A 21,803-nucleotide genomic window follows, 5' to 3' on the forward strand; every position below is an offset into this window, starting at 1 on the left:
ATCGGGGCGAGGGTCCAGTGCTCGATTTCGATTTCTCGCCGCTTGTCGAGAGTTGGCGCTTCCTGGCTCTCGGCCTCACGGTGACACTCGGACTGTCGGCGTCGGTCATCGTCGCCGCAACCGTGCTCGGCGTCCTCGTCGGCGCCGGCCGGGTCTACGGGCCGGGCTGGCTCAAGATCATCCTGACCTTCTATGTCGACTCGATGCGGGCGCTGCCCGTCCTCGTCGTGCTGATCTGGACCTTCTTCGCCTTTCCGCTGGCCTTCGGCGTCACCCTGCCGCCGCTGATCGCCGCCTTCGTGGCGCTGACCTTCCATGTCGGCTCCTATGTCTCGGAGATCGTGCGCGGTGGCATCGAGTCGGTGCGCACCGGCCAGATGCGGGCGGCGCTCGCGCTCGGCATGACGACCGGCCAGGCGATCCGCCAGGTCGTCATGCCCCAGGCGGCGATCCGCATGCTGCCGCCCTACGCGACCATCGTGACCATGACGATCAAGGAGACCGCCGTCTCGGCCGTGATCGCCGTCCCCGAGTTCATGCGCTCCTCGGAGGTGGTCTCCTCGCAATCCCTGCGCCCGCTCGAGGTCTACACGGTGGCGCTCGTCGTCTACTTCCTGCTGATGTTCCCCGTGGCCCGCGGCGTCGACCGGATCTACCGCCGCCTTGCGCATCTGGGGCGGTCATGACCTACGACTGGAGCGTCATCTGGCAATATCGCGGCGCCTTCCTCAGCGGCGTCGGCACCACCATCCTGCTCTCGGTCCTGACCATGGCGATCGCGCTGCCCGGCGGCGTGCTTATCATGCTGCTCAGGCGCTCGCCGATCGCGCCGGTCGCCTTCCTGGGCACGGCCTATGTCGAGTTCTTCCGCAACGTGCCGGCGATCCTTTTGGTCTACTGGACCTTCTATGTCCTGCCGATCATCGCGTCGATCGACATTCCGCCCTTCACCACCGGGCTTCTGGCCCTGGCGCTCTCCGTCACCGCCTACAACGCCGAGGCCTTCCGCGCCGGCGTGAGCTCGATCCGGCAGGGGCAATGGAATGCGGGTCTGGCGCTCGGCATGACCCGCAGCCAGACCTTCCTGAAGATCGTCCTGCCCCAGGCCGTCTCGCGCGTCGTGCCGGCGATCGCCAACAACTGGGTCTCGCTGTTCAAGAACACCTCGCTGGTCTCGGTCATCGCGGTCGGCGACCTCGCCTACAACGCCATGCAGATCCGCTCGCAGACCTACCGGATCCTCGAGGTGCTGACGGCGCTCGCCGTGATCTACTGGGCGCTGGGCTTTCCCCAGGCGAAGCTCGTCGACTGGCTGCAGAAGCGCTACGGAGTGAAGGAATGACCGATCCCGTCAACGCGGCCCGCGTCGGCGCCGACCGGCCGCCGGTCATCGTCTACGAGGAGGTGATCAAGCGCTATGGCGACTTCGTCGCGCTGAACGGCGTCTCGGCGCGGGTCCACAAGGGCGAGGTCGTCTGCCTGATCGGCCCCTCCGGCTCCGGCAAGTCGACGTTGCTGCGCTGCACCAACGCGCTGGAGGCGATCGAGGGCGGGCGCATCGTCTTCGAGAGCCAGACCCTGCCGACACCCGCGCTGGCCGCCCCGGTGCGCCGGCGCATGGGCATGGTCTTCCAGAATTTCGAGCTTTTCCCGCACAAGACCGCGCTCGAGAACGTCGCCATCGGCCCGCGCACCGTGCTCGGCACCGACAAGGCCGCGGCCGAGGACAAGGCGCAGGCCCTGCTCGTCAAGGTCGGCCTCGGCGACAAGGCGGCGAGCCATCCCAGCGAGCTCTCGGGCGGCCAGCAGCAGCGCGTCGCCATCGCCCGGGCGCTGGCGATGGAGCCGGAGGTCATGCTCTTCGACGAGCCGACCTCGGCGCTCGACCCCGAGACCGTCGGCGAGGTTCTCAACGTCATGAAGCACCTCGCCGAAGAGGGCATGACGATGATCGTCGTCACCCATGAGATGACCTTCGCGCGCCGCGTCGGCAACTGGGTGGTCGTCTTCGACAAGGGCCGCGTCGTCGAGGAGGGCGTGCCCGCCGAGGTCTTCGAGCAGCCGCGCGAGCAGCGCACGCGCGACTTCTTCGGCCACCTGGCCTGGAACGGCTGATGTTGCGGCATCGCGGCCAGCACCTGATCCCGGATCGCCGCGCGTCCCGCCGGACGCAAAGCGGCGATCCAGGCTTTTGTTTCAGCATCGGATTGTTCCGAAAAGCGGATTCCACTTTCCGGTTCGATGCTCTAGCCCATCACGACGGGAAGCCACGCCCATGAAGATCGCACGCGTCCAGGCCTATCACCTCACCAACATCCCGATCACGCCGCCGCCCTTCCGCAAGCTGCCGAATGTCGAGCAGGCGATCATGGTCGAGATCGAGACCGACGACGGGCTCGTCGGCTGGGCGATGGGCGGCTATGCCCATCCGATCATCGTCAACTTCATCAACCGCTACGTCCAGCCGGTGCTCATCGGCGAGGATCCGATCCTGATCGAGCGCATCGCCTACAAGCTCTGGAAGCAGTTCATCTTCGCCCATCGCGATCTCGGCCGCTCCCTGGTCAGCGGCCTGGCGATGATCGACATCGCGCTGTGGGACATCAAGGGCAAGGCCTGCGGGCTCTCGGTGCACCAACTGCTCGGCGGCGCCTTCGACAAGATCCCGGTCTACATCACCCATGGCGCCGCCTATGGCGGGGCGCCGGTCTACAGCGTCGAGGAACTGGCGGCCGAGTCGAAGCATCTCGTCGCGCTCGGCAACAACCATCTGAAGAACACGGTCGGCCGCCAGACCGTGCCGGACCCGGACGACGACTATATCCGCATGAAGGCGATGCGCGACGCCGTCGGGCCGCACGTCAAGATCGCCATGGACGGCAATGCCCGCATGACCGCGGTCCAGGCGATCCGCCTCTGCGAGATGTGCCGCGAGCTCGACATCGCCTTCTTCGAAGAGCCGCTGCTCGACAACGACCCGCGGCTGATGCTCGAGCTCAAGGCCAAGACCAGCATCCCGATGGCGATCGCCGAGAACGCCAAATACTCGATCCGCGACCAGCTCATCGCCGGCGCGGTCGATATCGTCCAGCCCAACGTCAACAACGATGGCGGCTATACCGCCGGCATCCGCATCGCCGGCATGGCCAAGGCCTTCAACAAGCCGATCAGCCATGGCAACGGCGCCGGCCCGCACAACGTGGCGCTGCAGGCGGGCCTGATGAACGGCACGCTGGTCGAGTATCATTTCCACAAATGGATGGCCTACAACGCCATCTTCGAGGAGGTGCCGCAACCCGTCGACGGCTTCCTCCATGTCTCGACCAGGCCCGGCACCGGGCTCTGGCCGAAGGACGGGCTGATCAAGGAATTCAATACGCCGCTCTGACGGGGAGATCTCCCCGCAAGACACGGCACTCTCATGGGACCAAAGCGATGGACTTCGGAATAGACGGCAAGACGGCGCTGGTTTTCGGCGCGGGCGGGGGGCTGGGCGGCGCGATCGCCCGCAGCCTGGCGCAGGAGGGCGCGCGCATCGTCGCCGCCGACATCAACCTCGCGGCGGCCGAGGAGGCCGCGGCGGCGATCACGGCCGCCGGCGGCAAGGCCGAGGCGCTTGCCTGGGACCTCGCCGATCTCGCTTCGATCGAGGCCCATATCGCCGGCATCGAGGCGCGGCATGGCGGCGTCGACATCCTCGTCAACAACACCGGCGGCCCGCCGCCGACGCCGGCGGCCGGCCAGGACCCGGCGCTGTGGGAGGGCAGCTTCCGCGCCATGGTGCTCTCGGTCATCGCGATCACCGATCGCGTCCTGCCCGGCATGCGCGCCCGCCGCTGGGGCCGGATCGTCACATCGGCTTCCTCCGGCGCCGTGGCGCCGATCCCCAATCTCGGCGTCTCCAACGCGCTGCGGGCGAGCCTTCTCGGCTGGTCGAAGACGCTGGCGCGCGAGGTCGCCCGCGACGGCGTGACCTGCAATGTCGTCGTGCCCGGCCGCATCGCGACGCGGCGCATCACCTTCCTCGACGAGCAGAAGGCCAAGCGCGAGGGCCGCAGCGCCGCCGACGTCTCGGCCGAGAGCACCGGCACGATCCCCGCCGGCCGCTATGGCGACCCGCAGGAATACGCCGATGTCGTCGCGTTCCTGGCCAGCGCGAAGGCATCCTACGTCACCGGCTCGATCGTCCGCGTGGACGGCGGCCTCATTGCCAGCATCTGAGGACGATCATGGCTCTCGACCAAGCAGCTATCCAGACCTTGCAGGCGGTCTCGACCGCCACCCTCACCACGGTCCTGCTCAAGAAGGGCCTGCGCAACGTCTGGATGCGCGGCACCAGGCCGCTCAAGCCCGGCCAGCCGCGCATCGTCGGCCCGGCCTTCACGCTGCGCTTCGTCCCGGCGCGCGAGGATCTGGCGACGCCGGCGTCCTGGGCCTCGCCGATCTCGACCAGGGCCGCCATCGAGGCGATGCCGGAGGGCTGTGTCGCCGTGGTCGACGCGATGGGCGTCACCGACGCCGGCATCTTCGGCGACATCCTCTGCGCCCGCATGGCCAAGCGCAACGTCGCCGCGCTGGTGACGGACGGCGTCGTGCGCGACGTCGCCGGCGTGCTCGACAGCGGCCTCGACGTCTGGTGCAACGGCATCTCGGCGCCGCCTTCGGTGGCGGGGCTGACCTTCGTCGCCTGGCAGGAACCGATCGGCTGCGGCGGCGTCGCCGTCTTCCCGAACGACGTCGTGGTTTGCGACCAGGACGGCGCGGTCCTGATCCCTGCGACCTATCTCGAGCAGGTCCTCGCGGAGGCGCCCGAGCAGGAGCGCATGGAGGCCTGGATCATGAACGAGATCGACCGCGGCGTGCCGCTGCCGGGGCTATATCCCATGAACGAGGAGACGAAGGCGCGCTACGCGAGCAGAAAGACGCCGTGACGGCAGCGGACGGCCGAGGCGGCATGCCGCCACAGCACCGGGGACCACCCCATGGCGGCTTCGGCCGTTTCAGGCGCCGCGGGGTGTTGCGGGCCCGGGTGCCAATGATCCCCTGCAGCGAGGGTTATTGCGCCTCACGCGGAGGGGGCGAAAAAACTTTCGCCGGGGAGCTTGCGCTTCACGGCGCTTTGAGGCAAAACCCGGCCGCGCCGTCATCAAGGCGCGGCTGTCTCGGATGCGGGTGTAGCTCAGGGGTAGAGCACAACCTTGCCAAGGTTGGGGTCGAGGGTTCGAATCCCTTCGCCCGCTCCAGACAATCTCAAGGCTTGAGAAGCATGCAAGCGTCGGGTTTCCCGGCGCTTTTTGCTTTTTGGGGCTCAGATGGTTCAGCCCTATTTCCAAGCGGCTCCGAAAGATCGTGGTTACCTGCGGGCGGTCGTGGGCTCGCAGCGGCGGTAGAGCTCGACCTGTCCGGTTAATGAAGCTGCGTATCCCTTCGAGATCGTTGGCTTACCAGTTTCCCCAAACCGCCTCCTTCAGGATCGACTTGTCGAGCGTCAGGTCCGCGACTGCACGGCACAGCCGGGCGTTCTCGGCCTCGAGTCCCTTCATCCGCTACACCTGATCCGCCTTCAGGCCGGCCGCCAGGCTTGCGGCGCCCGCGTCGGCGCAGCTCGGCCGCCGCCTGCTCCACGGCTGAGAGATCCCTGCGCCTCGGGGACGGCCGAGATCAAAGCTTCCGGATCTCTTCCAGCGGCACGTGAACCCTGATGATGGTATAGCCTGCCGTATCGACATAGCCGCGCCCGGTGGGATTCAGCTGATTGGCTGCCCTCACCCGCAGCAGATCCCAATCATCGATGTTGCCACCGGCCGCAATGGGAACATCCTTCGGCATGACCATCCGGTAGTTCGGCAGGCGCCGATGGACGTAGTCGCAATAAAACTCAGCCATGACCTGATCCTTTCGACCATTCAGGCGGCTGGGATATCCTGAAGCCGGATACCCCTCTCGAAGAAGCCAAAACCATTCTGCGCGATGTCGTTCATCACCTCGATGTGAACGCCCGCGGGCGGCCGCTCCTCCAGGAAGACCCAGTCATATGCCTCAAGCTCGGGCGGAAACGGAGCTTCACTGGAGATGACGAGCCGGTAACGCGCATCGCGCCGATGCTTGAAATAGCTATACATCTTCGATGTCGTCCGATTCATGTCGTTTCCTAGAGCATTTCCGCGTTTCTCCGAATCGCAGAAATGCTCCAGCTCCTTGTCTTGTCGCATTTTCTTCACGCGAACCGGTGCCCACTTCGCTCGAAAATGCTCTAGCAGATTGGCCGCGGATCGTTGCTTTGCGCGCCGCGAGAATTGAACAGCGTCAGGCGAGTTCGCAGATATCGATGATGGTGAGCATGTAAATGCGGATCATGTCGAGGAACTCGCTGATCTCCACGCGTTCATCCGGCATGGTGTTGTACTTGCCGCCGGGGCCACAAACGACGCCCTCCATCCCCGCCTCGGCGTAGAGATGGCCGGCATCGGTGCCGAAGAAGCCCGGTGGTTTGATCGCCCCGGTGGGCTGCTCGCAGCCCCGGACGGACTCATAGGCCGCGTTGATGGCCCGAATGATCCGCGCATCCTTGGCGACCTCGAAGGCCGGCATCGACTGGTGCCCTTCCCTCTTCGTGATCCGGAAGCTCGTCCTGAGACCGGGGAAGCGCCGCTCCAGGGCGGCGAGTTCCCGCTTCACGTCGGAGGCAGCGCCTTCTTGCGTTTGCCCCGGCGCGAAGCGGCCGGAACCCTTGATCCTGCAATAGTCGGCGACCTGCGGCGGCCGCCATTCGTGCAGCTCCTTGCCCAGGGCCGCATGGATGATGCCAACATGCATCCTGTTGATCGATTCATGCTCGGCCGAGGGCGCGCCCGAGAAGGTCATCGCGTTCAGCCGGGGGACGAGGTCGCACGCGGCCATGACCGCGTCAACGGCCTCCTCGCGCTTCGAAAGGTGGCGCGTGTCGCCAAAAAGCTCGATCTCATACATGAACGAGCAGGCATGCATCGTCACCGCCTGCAGGTCGGTCGGCTCGCTGTTGACGAAATAGTCGGCCCGGACACCGTTGCGTATGGCGGCGACCGTGCCGACACCTCCCTGCAGCTCGCCGACCACATAGGTGAGGATGACGTCGCCCTTCAGCCTGACGCCGGCATCGCGCAGCGTCTTCACCGCGCAATAGGAGGCGGCATCGCCGGCTTTCATGTTGGACACGCCGATACCGTAGATGAAGCGATCATCGACGAGGCCGCCCCACGGGTCGACGGTCCAGCCCTCGGTCGCGGGGTTGGTGTCGAGGTGGCCGTTGAACAGGAGGCTTTTTCCGCCCCCGATCCCCTGCCAGCGCCCGATCGCATTGGCGCGACGCCCCTCGTCGAAAGGCTGCGCTTCGGCCGCGATGCCCATGGCGGACATCTGCTTCACGACATGATGGACGAGCGCTTTCTCCCCATCGGTCTCCGTGTAGCTCTTGTGCCTGACCCAGTCGCAAAGCAGCGCCAGGCAGGCCGCCTCGTCGACGCAGTGGATCAGATCGCGCGCATTCATGGAGGCACCCTCTCCTGGAAGGGATCGAGGCGAAGCAGGATCTCCGGCAGCCGGAAGATCAGTATCCGGCGTCGACGTCGATCTGGTTGATCAGCGGTTTTCCGGCGCGCGCGCGCAGGATGTTTTCCGCCACGATCGGGGCGGAGGTCGCAGGCGTGGTGCTGCCGGCGACATGCGGCGTCACGATCACCTTCGGATGGTCCCAGAACCGGCTTTCGACAGGCAGCGGCTCGGTCGCGAACACGTCCAGCGTGGCACCGGCCAAATGCCCGCTGTCCAGGGCCGCCAGCAGGTCGGCCTCGACCACCAGCGCGCCGCGGGCGATGTTGATGAACCTGGCGCCTTTCGGCAGGCGCGAGAACAGCGCGGCGTTCAGCAAACCCTTGGTTTCGGGGGTGGACGGGAGAATGCAGCACAGAACGTCCGTCCGGCTGAGAAAGGCGTCGAGCCCGTCCCGACCGTGGAAGGACTGGACAGCCTCGATCGTCTTGGGAGACTTGCTCCAGCCGGCGACGGTGAAGCCCAGATCCCGCAATGTCGCGGCGGCCCCGCCCCCGAGAACGCCGAGCCCCATGATGCCGACACGGCAGGAGGCATTGCCGCGCGGCCGCTCGTATTCCCAGCGCTTCTGCTGCTGCAGCTCCCTGAAGTGATCGAAACGCCGGTGGTAGTGGAGAACGGAATGAACCAGATAGCTCGCCATCTCGCTGGTCAGGCTCGGATCGACGATCCTGGCGATCGGCAGGTGACGCGGCAGGTCCGGATCGGTCAACAGGGGATCGACCCCGACGCCCAGATTCAGGATGGCGCGCAGATTGGGATATTTGAGGAACTCGCCATGCGGGGGCCTGAACATGAACGCGACATCGATCTCCGCCGGGTCGCCGACATCGGGCCAGACGCGCATGTCCAGATCGGGGATCAGCGCCGTGAGCTCGCGGCGCCAGACGTCGATGTTGTCGGGAAGACCTTTGAAAAGAAGAGCCATGATTGATCTCACTTTGTCAGCAGGCAGGCGCATCCGGGTTCGAACCCGACCGAGATTTTTGCGCCGATCTCGAGATCGGGGGTATCGAAGCGATTGGTCACCCGCATCTGCAGGAGAAGGCCATTCACCGCGCGAAGCACGTATCTGGTCGTGTGTCCGAGATAGAGGCGCTCTTCGACCTCGGCCTGGATCGGATTGGCCGGCGCGCCCGGCAGCAGGTGCTCCGGCCGCACCAGCAGGTTGACGGGTTGTCCTTCGGCAACCTCATGCCCGCAGCGGACGTCCCACCCCCCTTCGAGGCGCACGATGCCATCCGGCATGGTGATTCCCGAGAGCAGGTTCGCATCGCCGACGAAACCCGCCGCGAAGTTGTTGGCGGGGCGCTCATAGATCGCCCGCGGCCGGCCGAGCTGGACGATGCGGCCGCGGTCCATCACCGCGATCCGGTCGGACATCGCGAGGGCTTCGTCCTGATCATGCGTGACGAAGAGCATCGTCGTCCCCAGCGCGCGATGGATGCGACGGAACTCCGCCAGCATGTGATCGCGCAGCCGCTTGTCCAGCGCGCCCAGGGGCTCGTCCAGCAGCAGCAGCGGCGGGTTGAAGGAGAGCGCGCGCGCCAGCGCGACACGTTGCTGCTGACCGCCCGACAATTGGTTCGGCCAGCGCGAGCCCATGCCGTCGAGGCGGACCAGTTCCAGAAGCTCCTCCACGCGGCCGCGGATGTCGGCCTCCGTCCAACCCCGGTTCCGCAAAGGGAAGGCGACGTTCTCGAACACGCTGAGATGGGGAAACACGGCGTAGCTCTGGAAGACGACGCCGATGCCACGCTTGTAGGCGGGGATGTCCCGCTGGGCGACGCCGTCGAGATGGATCTCGCCGGAATCCGTCCGCTCGAAGCCGGCGATCATCATGAGCAGCGTACTCTTGCCCGAGCCGCTCGGCCCCAGCAGGGTCAGGAATTCACCGCGCTCAACATCGAGGTCGACGGAATCGACGGCCGTCACGGGGCCGAACCGGCGCGTGACCGAGCGAAGGCCGAGAATGGGCGCTCGGGTCATCGGGCAGCCCCCGCCCGCCGCGGCTTGCGCTGCCCGAGGAACCCGTAAATCAGGACCGCAGCGACGCTGACCAGGATCAGGAGAGTCGAGACGGCAGCGATGATCGGATCGATTTCCTCCAGGCTCTCCCACATTTTCTTCGGCAGCGTCCGCGCGTACACGCCGCTGACGAACAGCGAGACCAAGAGCTCGTCGAACGAGTGCAGGAAAGCGAAGAACGTCGCGGAGAACGCCGCCGTGCCCACGACCGGCAGGACGACGAGCCTGACGGTGCGCACCGGACCGGCGCCGAGGCTGAGCGAAGCCCGCTCAAGATTGCGGTCGAAGCTGCGCAGCGCCGCGACCAGGACGACGGTCGCCAGCGGCAGGCAGCCGATGACGTGGCCCAGGGCGACGCCGGTGATCGTCCCGGTCAGGCCCAGCGTGGTCAGCAGGGCGAAAACCGCGATCGCGATGATGATCCCGGGAAGGATGAGCGGCGAGAGGATGAGCGCATAGGCGAAGCGCGCCACGAAGGAGGAGGAGGAGCGCGCAATGGCGATGGAGGCCGGCACGGCCAGGGCCATCGTGATCGCGGTCGCCAGGGCCGCGACCTTGAGGCTGTTGACCGTCGCCTCGATCCAGTCCGGATCCGAGAAGAACTTGTCGTACCAGCGCCAGGTGAAGCCCTGGGGTGGAAAGGACAGATAGGGGGCGTCGTTCACGGACAGCGGCAAGGTGATGAGAATGGGCAAGGCGAGATAGATAAGCCCGAGGCCGCCGATCGCATGAGGCAGCGCCGGCCAGACGGGGTCCAGGATCCGGTCGATCCGGCGCATGATCGCGCCTTCCCGGACACGCTTGCGTGCCGGCGCCGCCGCCGAGAACGAGCGATCGACCAGGCCGAGCCCGCCGAAGAGCCGCTGCATCAACCAGATGAGAAGCAGGCTCGCCACGAGAAGGCAGGTCGACAGCGCGGCCGCAAAGCCCCAGTTCAGCAAGCCCGTCTGCTGGGCGATGAGGTTCGCCAGCATCGTTTCGGCAGGGCCGCCGACCATGGCCGGCGTGACGAAGAAGGCCAGGGCCAGCACGAAGACCAGAACGAACGCACCGCCGGCCCCCGCCGACGTCAGCGGAAGGAAGACCCTGCGGAAGGCGGTGAATGGGCCCGCCGACAAGCTGGCCGCGGCCGTGAGCAGCCGCTTGTCGATGCCGCGCATGACGCTGAGAAGCACGAGCACGGTATAGGGCAGCAGGACATGGACCATCGCCACGATCACACCGAGCCGGTTGAAGATCAGCTGAATGGGCTCGCTGGTGATCCCCAGCCACCTCAGGGTTCCGTTCACGACACCATTGCTGCCGAGCATGAAGATCCAGGCATAGTTACGGACGATCACGCCGGTGAAAAACGGCACCAGGACGCAGATCAGGAGCAGGGTTGACCATCTCTGCCCGATATTCGCGATCAGATAAGCTATGAAATAGCCCAATACGACCGCGAGAACAGCGACGATAAATGCGATCTGAAAGGTGTTCGACAAGACCTTCAGATAGATCGGGGTCGTCGCCAATCGCTCGTAATGGTCAAGGCCGATGGCGGGCTCGGTCACGCTGAGCTTGAGCACCGACAGAAGAGGAAACACATAGAAGAAGGCGAGAAAGACGAGGATCGGGACAATCGGCAGCATCGCCGCCGATTGCAAATCGCGTCCGGACCGGCGCATTCCCGACCTCGATTCAGGGCGTGAGCGCCGCCAGGCAAGCCTCGGTCCACTTCTCGCGGTTGGCTTCCCACCAGGCCTCGTTCTTCTTGTACATGACCTTGAAGTTTTCAGGCGAGGTCGGAAGGGTCCTGGCGACCTCCGGCTTGATCAGGTCGATGGCCCGGGGGTTCGTCGGGGCCATGGCGGAAACGGCCGCGAACTTCGCCTGCTGCTCCGGCTGCGACGCGAAGGCGAAGAAGCGGGACGCCGCGGCGGAATTGCGAGCCCCCCTCAGGATGTACCAGATGTCGAAGGTCCACTGGCTCTGGTTCCAGACGATCTTGAGCGGCACGTTTTGATCGATGAGAGCCTGGATCCGGTTCGTCGGAGCCATCGCCATCGTGACCTCGCCGGTGGCCAGGAACTGCCCCGGCTGATTGGGATTCTTCCACCAGACGACGTGCGGGGCGAGCTCCTTCAGTTTCTTGGCGGCGCGCGGAATATCGATGGGATAGAGCTTGTCCATGGGCACGCCGTCGGCCAGCAACGCGGCCTCCGGCACCGGCCGCGTCGCCGATCCGCAATCGGCCAGCGTGCGCTTACCGGGGAACTTCGCCACGTCCCAGAAATCGGCCCAGCTATTGGGCTGCGGCTTCCCCTCCGGAAAGGCCTTCGCGCTGAAGCTCATGCCGTGCGCGTAGACATAGGCTCCAATGCCGTTCGGCAGCCGGACGTCCGCAGGCAACGCCTCGAGGTCGCGCGGATCGAACTTGGTATAATCGATCGGCTCCCAAAGATTCTGCGCTTCCCCGATCAGGAAGAAGGCGAGGTTCGTCGCCGTCGTATCGTAGGACGGCTTGCCGCTCTGCACCTCGGCGCGGGACCGCTCGATCTGGGGACCCGTATCCTCGCGGATCCGGATGCCGGTCTGGGCGGTGAACGGGCGAAAGAGCACCTCGCGCAACTGATCGCCGAGGCTTCCGCCCCAGGTGACGATGACCAGCTCCTCATTCGGCTTGGGCTGCGCCACCGCGGCCCAGCCGCCGAGCAACACGGGAATGCTGAGTGCTGCCAAGCAAGCATAACGCTGAAGCTTATAGTTCATGGCAATCCCCCTTGTTTCATTGGGCAAACAAATAAACGCTTGCGTTTCATAAGTCCAATACTATTATTAGAATGCTTTAATACGATTCCAGGAATGAATGAAATGCTTGACGTCCACAGCATGCAAGCGTTCGTGGCCCTGGCGGAGGAATTGCACTTCACCAAGGCGGCAAGGCGACTGGGCACCACCCAGCCGGCGTTCAGCGTCCTCATCCGAAGGCTGGAGGAAACGGTCGGGGCCCGGCTCGTCGAACGGACGACCCGGCAGGTAAATCTGACGGAGGCCGGACAGCAGTTCCTGGACCGCACCCGTCTCGCGCTCAGCCAGATGGATGAAGCCGTCAAGATGGCTAGGCTCGCGGCCTCGGGGGCGCGGGGGCGCCTGTCGATCGGCCTGATACAATCGGCTCTCTATTTGGGTTTTCCTGAAGCGATACGCTTATTTCGCGCACAGAACCCGGATATCGAGGTAGTTTTATCTCACTTGGGATCGCCGGAGCAGATCCAGGCCCTCAAGGAGGGGCGCATCGACATCGGCATCCTGCGACCCTCCGGCTCGGATACCGAGCTGCATTTCGAAACCGCCGTGCGAGAGGACTTCGCCCTGGCTGCGCCCGCGGATCATCCGGCCCTGCGAAAGCCGGTCATCACGCTGGCCGAATTGGCCGACGAGCCCTTCATTCACTATCAGTCGGCGGCCGGCGACATCTTCCCGCAATTTGTCGCTCCCTATTGCCGCCGCGCCGGATTCGAGCCGCGCTTCGTCGCCGATTCCGATACGACTGCGGTGATGCTGTGCCTGGTCGCGGCGCATGTGGGGATCGCGATCGTTCCGAGCTGGGTCCAGCATATCGCGCCGCCGGCGATCGCTTGCCGGCCCATCCCGGAGATTCCGGCGATGGTCGAACTGACGATCGCCTATCAGCCCGACACGGCGTCACCATTCGCTCGCGCCTTCGTGACGACACTGAAGCAAATCATCGCCGCATCATCCAGATCGCCGCAGCGGGGCCGTGGCTTGGAAATTTCGGCTTGAGCGCTCCGGAAAACGATCTACGCTTTAGGTCCAGTTTCCAACTCTGGTGGGATCATGGACAGTAAACTGCCTTCATCATCTTCAGATGGACATCATGCGGTTGAAATCGAGCCGGTTCCGCTGCATGAATTCCACGACAGGCTGTCCCGGCTTCAATCTCAGCTTCGCCAAAGGAACCTGGCTGCAGCCATTATCGATGATCAGGAAATCCTGTCTTATATCACCAATTACGAGAGGACTGTAAGTTACTACAGGGCCTGCATCGTCCCGGCGCATGGGGATCCCGTCATGGTTCTCCGCGCCCTGGACCTGGACCCGTTTCACGCCGCATCATGGGTTGTCGACGCGATCGGCTATCAGGACGATGAAGATCCCGTGGACCGGATCGCCGAGGTGGTGAGGCGGCTGGAGACGGGTTCGCGCCGAATCGGACTGGATTTCGGCAGCCATGCCTTGACTGTGGCCACGTTCCATCGGCTCCAGGCAGCGCTCGCTCCGGCCGAGCTTCATGACCTTGGTCCGCTGCTGTGGGAAAATCGGCTCATCAAGAGCCCCCGCGAAATCGCGCTGCTGAAGGCTGCCGCTGCCATTGCGGACAGGGTCGCCCTGGAGATAGCCGAGCGAGCCCGCGCGGGGCTCAGCACCAGAGACGTGGCGGCCTATGCCGCGCGACGGTTTCTGGAGCTCGGGGCGAGCCAGCCACACACCGGTCCGATCACGGCAGGCAAGGGCTGGGGGTTCCTTCATGCCGGGATGAGCAGCACGCCATTGGCGCCGGGAGACATCCTGCATCTGGAGCTCACGCCGCGGGTCCGGGGCTACAGCGCCCGCTTGATGCGCCCGGTCGCGATCGGATCGATATCGGCGGAGCAGAGGGAGAATGCCGAGATCCTCGTCCACCTGCAGGATCAGCAGTTCTCCGCAATGAGGGTTGGCGCGACGGCACACGATGTCGACGCCGTGCTTCGGCAAGGCGTACTCAAGAATAAATTACGAGATAGTTACAGCAATATTACAGGGTATACTCTAGGATTCTATGGATCTACAGCTATTCGATCAAGTGATTTTACGCGCGTCTTCAAACCGCGCGAGCAATGGAAACTGGAAGCCGGGATGGTCTTTCATATGTACACGTCGGCCAAAGGTCTGGCCTTCAGCGAGACCATCCATGTCACTGATGAGGGCCCGGTGCGTTTGACCGGAATTCGCCGCCAGATCCTGCCTTTATCTTGACGAAGCTCACATCGGCGCCGCAGCCGGTTTGACGAGGACCGGAGCGGCGCAGATCAGTCGCGCCAGTAATTATTGGCGGCCGCCACCGTCTGGAAATGGATGGCGATCACTTGCGAGGAGGCGATCAGTTGCGCACTGTCCTGATCGTAGGCAGCACGCAGCTTGTCACGGATCTCCGCCGAAGGCTGGGTCATCTTGACGCCCACGCGCGCAAGTTTGGTGGCGAGCTCGAACCCTTCCTGCGGGGTCGCCGTCCTGAGTGAGGCAAGCCAAGCTTCAGCCATGACCTTGTCCTTCTTGCATGAGACGATGATGGTCAGCTTATCCGCGCAATCGCGCCAGGCAAGCCGCTCGCCGCAGCTTCGCCCATCCCGTGGCCCGGAAACGATTTTGGTTGAAAGGATGACCGTCATGACCGGACGTATCGACCCGCACAAGTCTGCGCCCGAAGCGATGCGGGCATTGCTGGGGCTTCAAGCCCATGTCAATGCCTGCGAGCTGGAGCACAGCCTGCTCGAACTGGTCAAATACCGGGCCTCGCAGTTGAACGGCTGCGCCTGGTGCATGGACATGCACACCAAGGACGCCCGCGCCAACGGAGAGACCGAGCAACGGCTTTATCTTCTCGCCGCCTGGCGCGAATGCCCGTTCTACACCGAGCGCGAGCAGGCCGCTCTCGCCTGGACGGAGGCCGTGACCCGGCTGGCGGAGACCGGCGTCTCGGACGAGGTCTTCGCGGCGGCACGGGCGCAGTTCAGCGAACCGGAGCTGGTCGAGCTCACCATGGCGATCATCGCCATCAACGGATGGAACCGGATCAACGTCGCGTTCCGCACCGTTCCGGGAACCTACCGGACGCCCGGCCGCAAGAGCGGGGGGTGAAGCCGCGCGCGAACGCTCCGCAAGCGCGAGCGGATCAGCGATCCCGCCCCCCGGCATGGGCGGGCGCGCATGACGGCGCACCCGGTGCCGGCCCGGCATAGGCGCAATCGGCGACGCTGGTCTTGTCCAGCTCGGCGATGAAAGCCTCGCGCGCGGCGGCCAGTTGCGGCTTCAACCGGCAGAGCGGATCGAGCAGGCAGGCGCCGCCATCGGCCCTGAAGCATTCCACCATGGCGTAGCGGCCTTCCAGGCGGCGAACGACCTCGCCCAGCGTGATCGTGTCGGCGGGGCGCGCCAGCCGGATGCCGCCGCCGCCGCCGCGCTGGGTCGTGACGAAGCCGCCGCGGGCGAGATCCTGCACCACCTTGGTGAGGTGGTTATACGGGATCTGGAACTCCTCGGCGATACGGGCGGTGGTCGAGGGCTCGTCCGGCGTGCCGGCAAGCCGCATCAGCACCCGCAGGCCATAATCCGTGAAGGTGGCAAGTCGCATCTGACGTCCTAATTGGTATTTACAATGCTAATTTAAAATCCTACTAATTAGCATCTGAGATACCCATTCGATCGGCGCCCGCCCAACCGGCGCCGCGGAGGGGACGCGAAGAGAGTGACCGGCGCGACGCGACGTCTGGACGGCGTCGAGCCGGCGGTGGTTCGTGTCGATGGAGGGGGCATGTCTGCGCAAAACGTCATCCGGCTAGGTGTAGCGCTCGTGGCCAGCGGCGCAAGCCTCGCGCTGTCCTGGCCCTACTGGCGCGATTTCGAGTATTGGGCGGAATCGCGGTCGATGTGGACCGCCTATTTCGTCGTGGGATTCATCCTCGCCGTCTACGTCTTTTATGTGTTCTTCGGCAGCCTCGCCACGCTGTTCGAGCATGATGCGCTGGAGCGGAAGAAGCAGCCGTCCTGCGGCTGCGGCTGCGGCGAAGCAGCCGGCACGGAGGACGCGCCATGAGCTGCAAGCCGGGCGAACCGTGCGAGGAGGGGCTGAAGCGGCGCCGCGCGCTTGCGGTCCTCGGCCTGATGGGCCTCATCTTCGTTGCGCTGTCGGTCGCTTCCTTCGTCGATTCCCGCGGGCAGGTCGTCCCCGCGAAGGTGACCTATGCCGGCTTCGACGCGGTCGAGGGCAAGCGCATCTTCCAGGCCTATAACTGCATGGGCTGCCACACCATCGTCGGCAACGGCGCCTATCTCGGCCCGGACCTGACCAAGCTCTATGCCGCTGTCGGCCCGGCCTGGCTCGAAGCGTTCCTGCCCTCGGCGGGCGCCTGGCCGAAGAGCGGGGCGGTCAAGCTGCAATTGCAGAACAAGGCTGTCGCCGGCGAAGCCGGCGTCGAGACGATCGAAGCCTATCTGGAGAAATACCCGGCCGCGGCCGAGCGCATCGACCGGCGCGGCGGCAAGGTCACGCAGATGCCGAACCTGCCCTTCGGTCGTGACGAGGCGCGCAAGCTGGTGGCGTTCCTGAAATACACCTCCGCGATGAACACCGAGGGCTGGCCGCCCGTGCCCAAGGTCGACGGGCTGACGTTCCCCGCGGCGACGCCGATGCCGGCCGCGGCGAGGCAAGCCGCGCTCGTGCCGGCCGAAGGAACCGGCCGGGCCGCCGCAGCCCCGCTCTCCGCGGCCGCGCACGGCGCCGCGCTCGCCGAGGAGAACGGCTGCACGGCCTGCCACGCCAAGGACAGGGAGCGTCTGGTCGGTCCGGGCTGGGGCGGCCTCTACGGCTCCACGGTCAAGCTCGCCGACGGATCGAGCGTGGTCGCCGACGACGCCTATCTGACGGAGAAGATCCTGACCCCCGACGCCCGGGTCGTCGCGGGCTACGAGGCCGGCGTGATGCCGTCCTTCGCCGAGATCCTCGACAAGGATCAGATCGCCGACGTGGTCGCCTATATCCGCAGCCTCGAGGGGAAGTGAGCCATGTTCAGGATCGAATACCAGACCCAGCGCCTTTCCCTGCGCTTCTTCATGGTCATGCTGGTGCTGTTCTTCTTCCAGACCGCGCTCGGCCTGCTGCTGTCCGCCCAGCATCTCGACCCGACGCTGCTTGCCGGAACGCTGAACTTCAACGTCGTCCGCACCCAGCATCTCAACCTGGCGATCTTCTGGGTGCTGTGCGGCTTCATCGGCACGATCCTGTTCGTCGGGCCGCTTCTGTCGAAGCGGGAACTCGCCGCGCCATGGCTGATCAAGTTCCTGTTCTACGCGCTGCTGGCGGTGGTGGCCTGGAACCTCGCCACCCAGATGCTGGCGCAGCGGGGCGTCGCCGGCTGGTGGATGGGCCAGCCCATGCTCCAGGAAGGGCTGGAATATCTCGAGGCCGGCCGCATCGCCGACATCGTCATCCTCGTCGGCTTCGCCATCCTCTGCTACGTGGTGCTGCGCACTTTCCCGCCGCCGTCGCAATGGAACGAGATTCATTGGGGGCTCGGGCTCGGCGTCGTGGCGCTGACGCTGGTGTGGATATTCGGCCTGTTCTTCATCGAGCGGCTCGACCTCCAGGAATATTTCCGCTGGTACGTCGTCCATTACTGGGTCGAGGGCGTGTGGGAGGTGATCCACATCGCGCTGGTCGGCTTCCTGCTGGTGCTCCTGTTCAGGGCCGACGTGAAGACGGTCGGCTATGCCGTGTTCTGGGGCATCTCGCTGGTCTGGTTGTCGGGGCTGATCGGCAATGCGCACCATTATTTCTGGATCGGCACGCCGGAGTTCTGGCAGTTCTGGGGCTCGCTGTTCAGCGCGCTGGAACCGCTGCCGCTGATCTTCTGCTTCTGGCACATCTATCTCGACGCGCATCAGGACGCCAAGCCGATCCCCAACATGCCGGCCTTCGCCTTCCTGCTGGGCTCGGTCGTGCTGGAGCAGGTCGGCGCCGGCATCCTCGGCTTCACCATGACCTTCGCGCTCACCAATGTCTGGTCGCACGGGACATGGGTGACGGCGAGCCACGCGCATCTGGCCCTGTTCGGCACCTTCGGGATGCTCGGCCTGGCGGCGGCCTATTACGCCGTGCCGATCATGCGCGGGGTCACGAATTTCGACCAGCGGCCGGGCAAGCTCGCCTTCTGGCTGGTCTTCACCGGCATGCTGGGGCTCGGCTTCGCCTTCGCCATCGGCGGCACGGTCCAGGTCTATGTCTACCGCACGCTCGGACTCGACTGGTTCGGCGGCGACATCGGCCCGGCCATGCTGTTCTCCAAGGTGCTGGTGCCGCTGTTCGGCCTCGTCTTCGCCGCCGGCGTCTGCCTGATCGTCTACGACCTGGCAACGCTCGGCCTGCGTGCGCCCTCGGCGGCCGCCGATGACGCACCGGCTTCGGCAGCCTCCGGCTGGGGCCGCCGGCTGAGCGGCTGGGAGACCGGCATCTGGCTGCTCGGCATGTGGGTGTTCGGCGCCATCATCACGCTCGGCCTGCTGTCCTTCAACCTGCACACCGTGCAGGAAGGCAACGCGATGCTCCCCTATGTGATGGGCGGGGTCGGCTATCCGGGCCTGCTTCTGGTGACGCTGTTCTTCGTGCGGCGGTTCCTGAGCTCCCTGGAGGCGCGCAGCAACGCCAGGGCGGCGCCGCTCCCGAGCGCGGTTGCCGCTCCGGCCGGCGCCTGACCGGCGCGCGCCGTTAGACAGACAGCGTGACGGCCGACAACTGGTCCGGGAGCGACCCGGGCCGACGACACCCGACCCGGCGAGCGCGAGCTATTACAAAAAATCCGGCGACAGCAAACCATGAAACCGCCATCATCGGGTTCGCCGCCGAAAATGGAATGTCCGGTACGGCATGACCGAAGACCAGCAGGGGCCATGACCGATAGACCGCTCCCGATCACGATTGCGGCCGTTGTTGCAGTGATCTTCGGTATCCTGACGGTTGTCTCGGGCGGCCGTGCGTTGTTCGGTGGAGTGGAGATGGGCGCTGTCGTGCCCTTCGTCCTGAAATTTAACCTCGTTGCTGGCTTTGCCTATGTGCTGGCGGGCATCGGGCTGTGGCGCATGGTGAGATGGGCGCGGATGCTGTCGGTCGCGATAGCGGTAGCGACCGCCGCGGTGTTCGCCGCCTTCCTCTGGCACGCCTGGCATGGTGGCGCCTACGAAGCTCGTACCATGGGTGCCATGCCGCTACGCCTCGCCGTCTGGGTCGTCATCGCCGCGCTCGCCATCAGGCAAAGGTAGCGCCAACCATCGACGGTGGAAGAAAAGCGGCCCATCGATCGCCGGGATCGGGTAAGGCTTTGGACCGCCCCCGGTGCGTTGGACGAAGCCGACCTATCCTCGGACGGTCCCCGGCTTCGTAGACAAATCCGAGCCCCAAGCCTCAAAGCCGTGGCCGGAGGACGACGCTTACAAACCCGCGGGCCGCTGGCCATAAACTCGCTATTAACCTTGATCAGTCATTTCGTCGGACTCGTTAGTGGCTTCGCGCGGGCCTGTACCTGCTGCGGCGCGAGGGTGGCAAACCATGCGGCTGATCGTCGGGACAATCATCGTCTTCGTCTGCGTCTTCGGCAGCTACGCGGCGATGGGTGGCCACCTCGAGGTCCTTTGGCAGCCGTTCGAGTTTGTTATCATCCTCGGTGCAGCGATCGGTGCCTTCGTCATCGGCAACCCCGCGCCGGTGCTCAAAGCCGTGCCCGCCATGCTCGGCACGCTCGTGAAGGGCCCCAAGTACAAGCAGGAATGCTATGTCGAACTGCTGGGGATGCAGTATTCATTGTACAAATTTGTGAAGCAGAAGGGCATGCTCGCGGTCGAGCAGCATATTGAAAACCCGAGCGAGTCGACGCTGTTCAACGCCTTCCCGACTTTTGCGGCGAACCACCATGCGGTCGAGTTCGTCTGCGACTATATGCGCATGTTGACGATGGGCGCCAACAACGTCCACGAGATAGACGCTCTCATGGACGAGGAACTGGAGACGCACCACCAGGAGCAGGAGCGTGTCGTTGCGGCCATGCAGTCGCTCGCGGACGGCACACCGGCGCTCGGCATCGTTGCCGCCGTGCTCGGCGTGATCAAGACGATGGGGGCGATCAGCGAGCCGCCGGAGGTGCTGGGACATCTGATCGGCGGCGCGCTCGTCGGCACCTTCTTCGGCGTCTTCGTCGCCTACGGCTTCTTCGGACCCATGGCGCAGTCGCTCAAAGGCATCTACGAGGCGGAATCGAAATACTACCTTTCGCTCAAGGCTGGGCTGCTCGCCCATATCAGCGGCCAGCCGCCGGTGATGGCGGTGGAATTTGCCCGCAAGGCTCTGATGAGCGACGTCCGCCCGACCTTCAGCGAAGTGGAAGCGGCGACCGCCGATCTGCCCGCCTAGATCTGACCCAATCCCCAGCAGGGACCCGATGAGCAAGCCCACCCAGCCGATTATCGTCAAGAAGGTCAAGAAGGCCGCCCATGCGCACCACGGCGGTGCCTGGAAAATCGCCTATGCGGACTTCGTGACCGCGATGATGGCGTTCTTTCTGCTGATGTGGCTGATCAGCATGACGACGCAGGAGCAGAAGATCGGCTTGGCGGAATACTTCGCGCCGGCGTCCCTGAGTCCGACGAACAGTGGCGCCGGCGGCATCCTGATGGGCAGTGCGCTGGACAAGTCTGGCAACAAGTCGTCGCCGCCCCGCGACGCGGCGAAGGGCACGACCGGGCAGGACGACAAGGCGCGCCCGACCAACTCGGGCGGCGCCAGCGAGCGCGAGGCCGCGAGCCGGGCCGCCGGCAGCGTGCAGGCCAACTACAGCGCCGTAGCCAGCCTCCGGCAGGCGCTCCAGAACATGCCCGAAATCGCCGAGCTGTCGCGCAACATCGTGATCGAGCCGACCAAGGAGGGGTTGAACGTTTCCCTCGTGGACGAATACGGCCGCTCGATGTTCCCCGAGGGCTCGGTCCAGCCCTACGAGCACACGCGTCTCGTGCTGGAGGCGCTCGCGCCCACCCTGCGCCGGTTGCCCAACCAACTGTCTGTCGCCGGCCACACGGCCGCCGCGCGCCCGGGCTCGGTGCAGGCTGTCGATTCCTGGAACCTCACCGCCGGGCGCGCGCTCGCCGTGCGCGAGATCCTGTCGGGTGCCGGGCTCCCCAACGACCGCTTCGCTTCCGTGGTGGGACGCGCCGACACCGAGCCGCTCTTCCCCGACAATCCCTACGTCCCGCCGAACCGCCGGGTGACGATCACGCTGCTCAACGCGGAGCCGCCGCTGCCCCCGGGCGTCCTTCGCTGACGACAAGGCGCCTCGGCCGCCTCGGAGTCCGTTTGAGATTAAGCTCAGTGGCTGACAAGCACGGCG

Annotated in this window: 24 protein-coding genes, 1 tRNA gene and 1 pseudogene; 16 read left to right on the forward strand and 10 right to left on the reverse strand. The window is 65.2% G+C overall.

The window, feature by feature from the left end; all coding sequences use genetic code 11:
- Positions 1-17 precede the first annotated feature (17 nt).
- The 7 genes from M9917_RS01985 to M9917_RS02015 all read left to right on the forward strand — a co-directional run bounded on the left by M9917_RS01985 (position 18) and on the right by M9917_RS02015 (position 5,243).
- The gene (locus M9917_RS01985; protein ID WP_297250626.1) at positions 18-686 is read left to right on the forward strand and encodes an amino acid ABC transporter permease; all 669 of its coding nucleotides are present in this window, start codon (positions 18-20) and stop codon (positions 684-686) included.
- Positions 683-1,342 carry an amino acid ABC transporter permease gene (locus M9917_RS01990; RefSeq protein WP_297250627.1) on the forward strand — a complete coding sequence of 220 codons (660 nt, stop codon included), beginning with the start codon at positions 683-685 and terminating at the stop codon, positions 1,340-1,342. Before M9917_RS01985 ends, M9917_RS01990 begins: the two co-directional genes overlap by 4 nt.
- On the forward strand, positions 1,339-2,115 hold the full coding sequence (locus M9917_RS01995) for an amino acid ABC transporter ATP-binding protein (protein ID WP_297250628.1): 777 nt from the start codon (positions 1,339-1,341) through the stop codon (positions 2,113-2,115). The genes M9917_RS01990 and M9917_RS01995 overlap by 4 nt, the downstream gene beginning before the upstream one ends.
- Positions 2,116-2,275: 160 nt before the next feature.
- On the forward strand, positions 2,276-3,388 hold the full coding sequence (locus M9917_RS02000; RefSeq protein ID WP_297250629.1) for a mandelate racemase/muconate lactonizing enzyme family protein: 1,113 nt from the start codon (positions 2,276-2,278) through the stop codon (positions 3,386-3,388).
- Between the two features lie 47 nt (positions 3,389-3,435).
- Positions 3,436-4,221, forward strand: coding sequence for an SDR family oxidoreductase (locus M9917_RS02005; RefSeq protein ID WP_297250630.1), 786 nt, complete (start codon positions 3,436-3,438; stop codon positions 4,219-4,221).
- A gap of 8 nt (positions 4,222-4,229) precedes the next feature.
- Positions 4,230-4,931, forward strand: coding sequence for a ribonuclease activity regulator RraA (locus tag M9917_RS02010; RefSeq protein ID WP_297250631.1), 702 nt, complete (start codon positions 4,230-4,232; stop codon positions 4,929-4,931).
- 237 nt (positions 4,932-5,168) lie between these two features.
- Positions 5,169-5,243 (forward strand) — tRNA-Gly (locus M9917_RS02015).
- A gap of 181 nt (positions 5,244-5,424) precedes the next feature.
- On the opposite strand, the pseudogene M9917_RS02020 reads toward M9917_RS02015, so the two are convergent.
- The 8 genes and pseudogenes from M9917_RS02020 to M9917_RS02055 form a co-directional block, all read right to left on the reverse strand.
- Positions 5,425-5,546: pseudogene (locus M9917_RS02020) on the reverse strand (IS3 family transposase); the annotation flags it as partial.
- 115 nt (positions 5,547-5,661) lie between these two features.
- Positions 5,662-5,886, reverse strand: a complete 225-nt coding sequence (locus M9917_RS02025; RefSeq protein ID WP_297250632.1) for a hypothetical protein — start codon at positions 5,884-5,886, stop codon at positions 5,662-5,664.
- A 20-nt stretch (positions 5,887-5,906) separates the two neighbouring features.
- Positions 5,907-6,122, reverse strand: a complete 216-nt coding sequence (locus tag M9917_RS02030) for a hypothetical protein (RefSeq protein WP_297250633.1) — start codon at positions 6,120-6,122, stop codon at positions 5,907-5,909.
- A 184-nt stretch (positions 6,123-6,306) separates the two neighbouring features.
- A complete protein-coding gene (locus M9917_RS02035; protein WP_297250634.1) occupies positions 6,307-7,527 on the reverse strand; it encodes a M20 family metallopeptidase in 1,221 nt (406 codons plus the stop codon).
- A 58-nt stretch (positions 7,528-7,585) separates the two neighbouring features.
- On the reverse strand, positions 7,586-8,515 hold the full coding sequence (locus M9917_RS02040) for a 2-hydroxyacid dehydrogenase (RefSeq protein WP_297250635.1): 930 nt from the start codon (positions 8,513-8,515) through the stop codon (positions 7,586-7,588).
- Positions 8,516-8,523: 8 nt separating this feature from the next.
- Positions 8,524-9,576, reverse strand: coding sequence for an ABC transporter ATP-binding protein (locus M9917_RS02045; protein WP_297250636.1), 1,053 nt, complete (start codon positions 9,574-9,576; stop codon positions 8,524-8,526).
- A complete protein-coding gene (locus tag M9917_RS02050) occupies positions 9,573-11,246 on the reverse strand; it encodes an ABC transporter permease subunit (RefSeq protein ID WP_297250637.1) in 1,674 nt (557 codons plus the stop codon). The genes M9917_RS02045 and M9917_RS02050 overlap by 4 nt, the downstream gene beginning before the upstream one ends.
- Before the next feature lie 49 nt (positions 11,247-11,295).
- The gene (locus M9917_RS02055; protein ID WP_297250638.1) at positions 11,296-12,366 is read right to left on the reverse strand and encodes an ABC transporter substrate-binding protein; all 1,071 of its coding nucleotides are present in this window, start codon (positions 12,364-12,366) and stop codon (positions 11,296-11,298) included.
- Between the two features lie 93 nt (positions 12,367-12,459).
- Here M9917_RS02055 and M9917_RS02060 point away from each other — a divergent pair, with 93 nt between their 5' ends.
- Positions 12,460-13,401 (forward strand): LysR family transcriptional regulator, encoded by a 942-nt coding sequence (locus tag M9917_RS02060; RefSeq protein ID WP_297250639.1) that lies wholly within the window; start codon positions 12,460-12,462, stop codon positions 13,399-13,401.
- Positions 13,402-13,455: 54 nt separating this feature from the next.
- Complete coding sequence (locus tag M9917_RS02065) at positions 13,456-14,634, forward strand: M24 family metallopeptidase (RefSeq protein ID WP_297250640.1); 1,179 nt, start codon at positions 13,456-13,458, stop codon at positions 14,632-14,634.
- Positions 14,635-14,687: 53 nt separating this feature from the next.
- Here the strand turns inward: M9917_RS02065 and M9917_RS02070 are convergent, their stop codons facing one another.
- Positions 14,688-14,918 carry a hexameric tyrosine-coordinated heme protein gene (locus M9917_RS02070; protein WP_297254670.1) on the reverse strand — a complete coding sequence of 77 codons (231 nt, stop codon included), beginning with the start codon at positions 14,916-14,918 and terminating at the stop codon, positions 14,688-14,690.
- A gap of 127 nt (positions 14,919-15,045) precedes the next feature.
- Between M9917_RS02070 and M9917_RS02075 the strand changes: the two genes are divergently transcribed.
- The gene (locus tag M9917_RS02075; protein ID WP_297250641.1) at positions 15,046-15,516 is read left to right on the forward strand and encodes a carboxymuconolactone decarboxylase family protein; all 471 of its coding nucleotides are present in this window, start codon (positions 15,046-15,048) and stop codon (positions 15,514-15,516) included.
- A gap of 34 nt (positions 15,517-15,550) precedes the next feature.
- Here M9917_RS02075 and M9917_RS02080 read toward each other — a convergent pair whose 3' ends face one another.
- Positions 15,551-16,009 carry an RrF2 family transcriptional regulator gene (locus tag M9917_RS02080; protein WP_297250642.1) on the reverse strand — a complete coding sequence of 153 codons (459 nt, stop codon included), beginning with the start codon at positions 16,007-16,009 and terminating at the stop codon, positions 15,551-15,553.
- Between the two features lie 114 nt (positions 16,010-16,123).
- On the opposite strand from M9917_RS02080, the gene M9917_RS02085 reads away from it, so the two are divergent.
- The 6 genes from M9917_RS02085 to M9917_RS02110 all read left to right on the forward strand — a co-directional run bounded on the left by M9917_RS02085 (position 16,124) and on the right by M9917_RS02110 (position 21,737).
- The gene (locus tag M9917_RS02085; RefSeq protein ID WP_297250643.1) at positions 16,124-16,471 is read left to right on the forward strand and encodes a hypothetical protein; all 348 of its coding nucleotides are present in this window, start codon (positions 16,124-16,126) and stop codon (positions 16,469-16,471) included.
- Positions 16,468-17,436: a c-type cytochrome gene (locus M9917_RS02090; RefSeq protein WP_297250644.1), complete on the forward strand. Its 969-nt coding sequence runs from the start codon at positions 16,468-16,470 to the stop codon at positions 17,434-17,436. The genes M9917_RS02085 and M9917_RS02090 overlap by 4 nt, the downstream gene beginning before the upstream one ends.
- Before the next feature lie 3 nt (positions 17,437-17,439).
- Entirely contained in the window at positions 17,440-19,125 is a 1,686-nt protein-coding gene (locus tag M9917_RS02095) for a cbb3-type cytochrome c oxidase subunit I (RefSeq protein ID WP_297250645.1), read from the forward strand.
- A gap of 195 nt (positions 19,126-19,320) precedes the next feature.
- A complete protein-coding gene (locus M9917_RS02100) occupies positions 19,321-19,689 on the forward strand; it encodes a hypothetical protein (RefSeq protein ID WP_297250646.1) in 369 nt (122 codons plus the stop codon).
- Between the two features lie 286 nt (positions 19,690-19,975).
- Positions 19,976-20,833: a flagellar motor stator protein MotA gene (motA, locus tag M9917_RS02105; RefSeq protein ID WP_297250647.1), complete on the forward strand. Its 858-nt coding sequence runs from the start codon at positions 19,976-19,978 to the stop codon at positions 20,831-20,833.
- Between the two features lie 28 nt (positions 20,834-20,861).
- Positions 20,862-21,737, forward strand: a complete 876-nt coding sequence (locus tag M9917_RS02110; protein ID WP_297250648.1) for a flagellar motor protein MotB — start codon at positions 20,862-20,864, stop codon at positions 21,735-21,737.
- Positions 21,738-21,803 lie beyond the last annotated feature (66 nt).

The sequence above is a fragment of the Bosea sp. (in: a-proteobacteria) genome (assembly GCF_023953965.1).
Classification (GTDB): domain Bacteria; phylum Pseudomonadota; class Alphaproteobacteria; order Rhizobiales; family Beijerinckiaceae; genus Allobosea.

Coding starts and splice junctions, on each gene's coding strand:
- M9917_RS01990 (WP_297250627.1), top strand. CDS start 683: ATGACCTACGACTGGAGCGTCATCTGGCAATATCGCGGCGCCTTCCTC.
- M9917_RS01995 (WP_297250628.1), top strand. CDS start 1,339: ATGACCGATCCCGTCAACGCGGCCCGCGTCGGCGCCGACCGGCCGCCG.
- M9917_RS02000 (WP_297250629.1), top strand. CDS start 2,276: ATGAAGATCGCACGCGTCCAGGCCTATCACCTCACCAACATCCCGATC.
- M9917_RS02005 (WP_297250630.1), top strand. CDS start 3,436: ATGGACTTCGGAATAGACGGCAAGACGGCGCTGGTTTTCGGCGCGGGC.
- M9917_RS02010 (WP_297250631.1), top strand. CDS start 4,230: ATGGCTCTCGACCAAGCAGCTATCCAGACCTTGCAGGCGGTCTCGACC.
- M9917_RS02025 (WP_297250632.1), bottom strand. CDS start 5,886: ATGGCTGAGTTTTATTGCGACTACGTCCATCGGCGCCTGCCGAACTAC.
- M9917_RS02030 (WP_297250633.1), bottom strand. CDS start 6,122: ATGTATAGCTATTTCAAGCATCGGCGCGATGCGCGTTACCGGCTCGTC.
- M9917_RS02035 (WP_297250634.1), bottom strand. CDS start 7,527: ATGAATGCGCGCGATCTGATCCACTGCGTCGACGAGGCGGCCTGCCTG.
- M9917_RS02040 (WP_297250635.1), bottom strand. CDS start 8,515: ATGGCTCTTCTTTTCAAAGGTCTTCCCGACAACATCGACGTCTGGCGC.
- M9917_RS02045 (WP_297250636.1), bottom strand. CDS start 9,576: ATGACCCGAGCGCCCATTCTCGGCCTTCGCTCGGTCACGCGCCGGTTC.
- M9917_RS02050 (WP_297250637.1), bottom strand. CDS start 11,246: ATGCTGCCGATTGTCCCGATCCTCGTCTTTCTCGCCTTCTTCTATGTG.
- M9917_RS02055 (WP_297250638.1), bottom strand. CDS start 12,366: ATGAACTATAAGCTTCAGCGTTATGCTTGCTTGGCAGCACTCAGCATT.
- M9917_RS02060 (WP_297250639.1), top strand. CDS start 12,460: ATGAATGAAATGCTTGACGTCCACAGCATGCAAGCGTTCGTGGCCCTG.
- M9917_RS02065 (WP_297250640.1), top strand. CDS start 13,456: ATGGACAGTAAACTGCCTTCATCATCTTCAGATGGACATCATGCGGTT.
- M9917_RS02070 (WP_297254670.1), bottom strand. CDS start 14,918: ATGGCTGAAGCTTGGCTTGCCTCACTCAGGACGGCGACCCCGCAGGAA.
- M9917_RS02075 (WP_297250641.1), top strand. CDS start 15,046: ATGACCGGACGTATCGACCCGCACAAGTCTGCGCCCGAAGCGATGCGG.
- M9917_RS02080 (WP_297250642.1), bottom strand. CDS start 16,009: ATGCGACTTGCCACCTTCACGGATTATGGCCTGCGGGTGCTGATGCGG.
- M9917_RS02090 (WP_297250644.1), top strand. CDS start 16,468: ATGAGCTGCAAGCCGGGCGAACCGTGCGAGGAGGGGCTGAAGCGGCGC.
- M9917_RS02095 (WP_297250645.1), top strand. CDS start 17,440: ATGTTCAGGATCGAATACCAGACCCAGCGCCTTTCCCTGCGCTTCTTC.
- M9917_RS02100 (WP_297250646.1), top strand. CDS start 19,321: ATGACCGATAGACCGCTCCCGATCACGATTGCGGCCGTTGTTGCAGTG.
- motA (WP_297250647.1), top strand. CDS start 19,976: ATGCGGCTGATCGTCGGGACAATCATCGTCTTCGTCTGCGTCTTCGGC.
- M9917_RS02110 (WP_297250648.1), top strand. CDS start 20,862: ATGAGCAAGCCCACCCAGCCGATTATCGTCAAGAAGGTCAAGAAGGCC.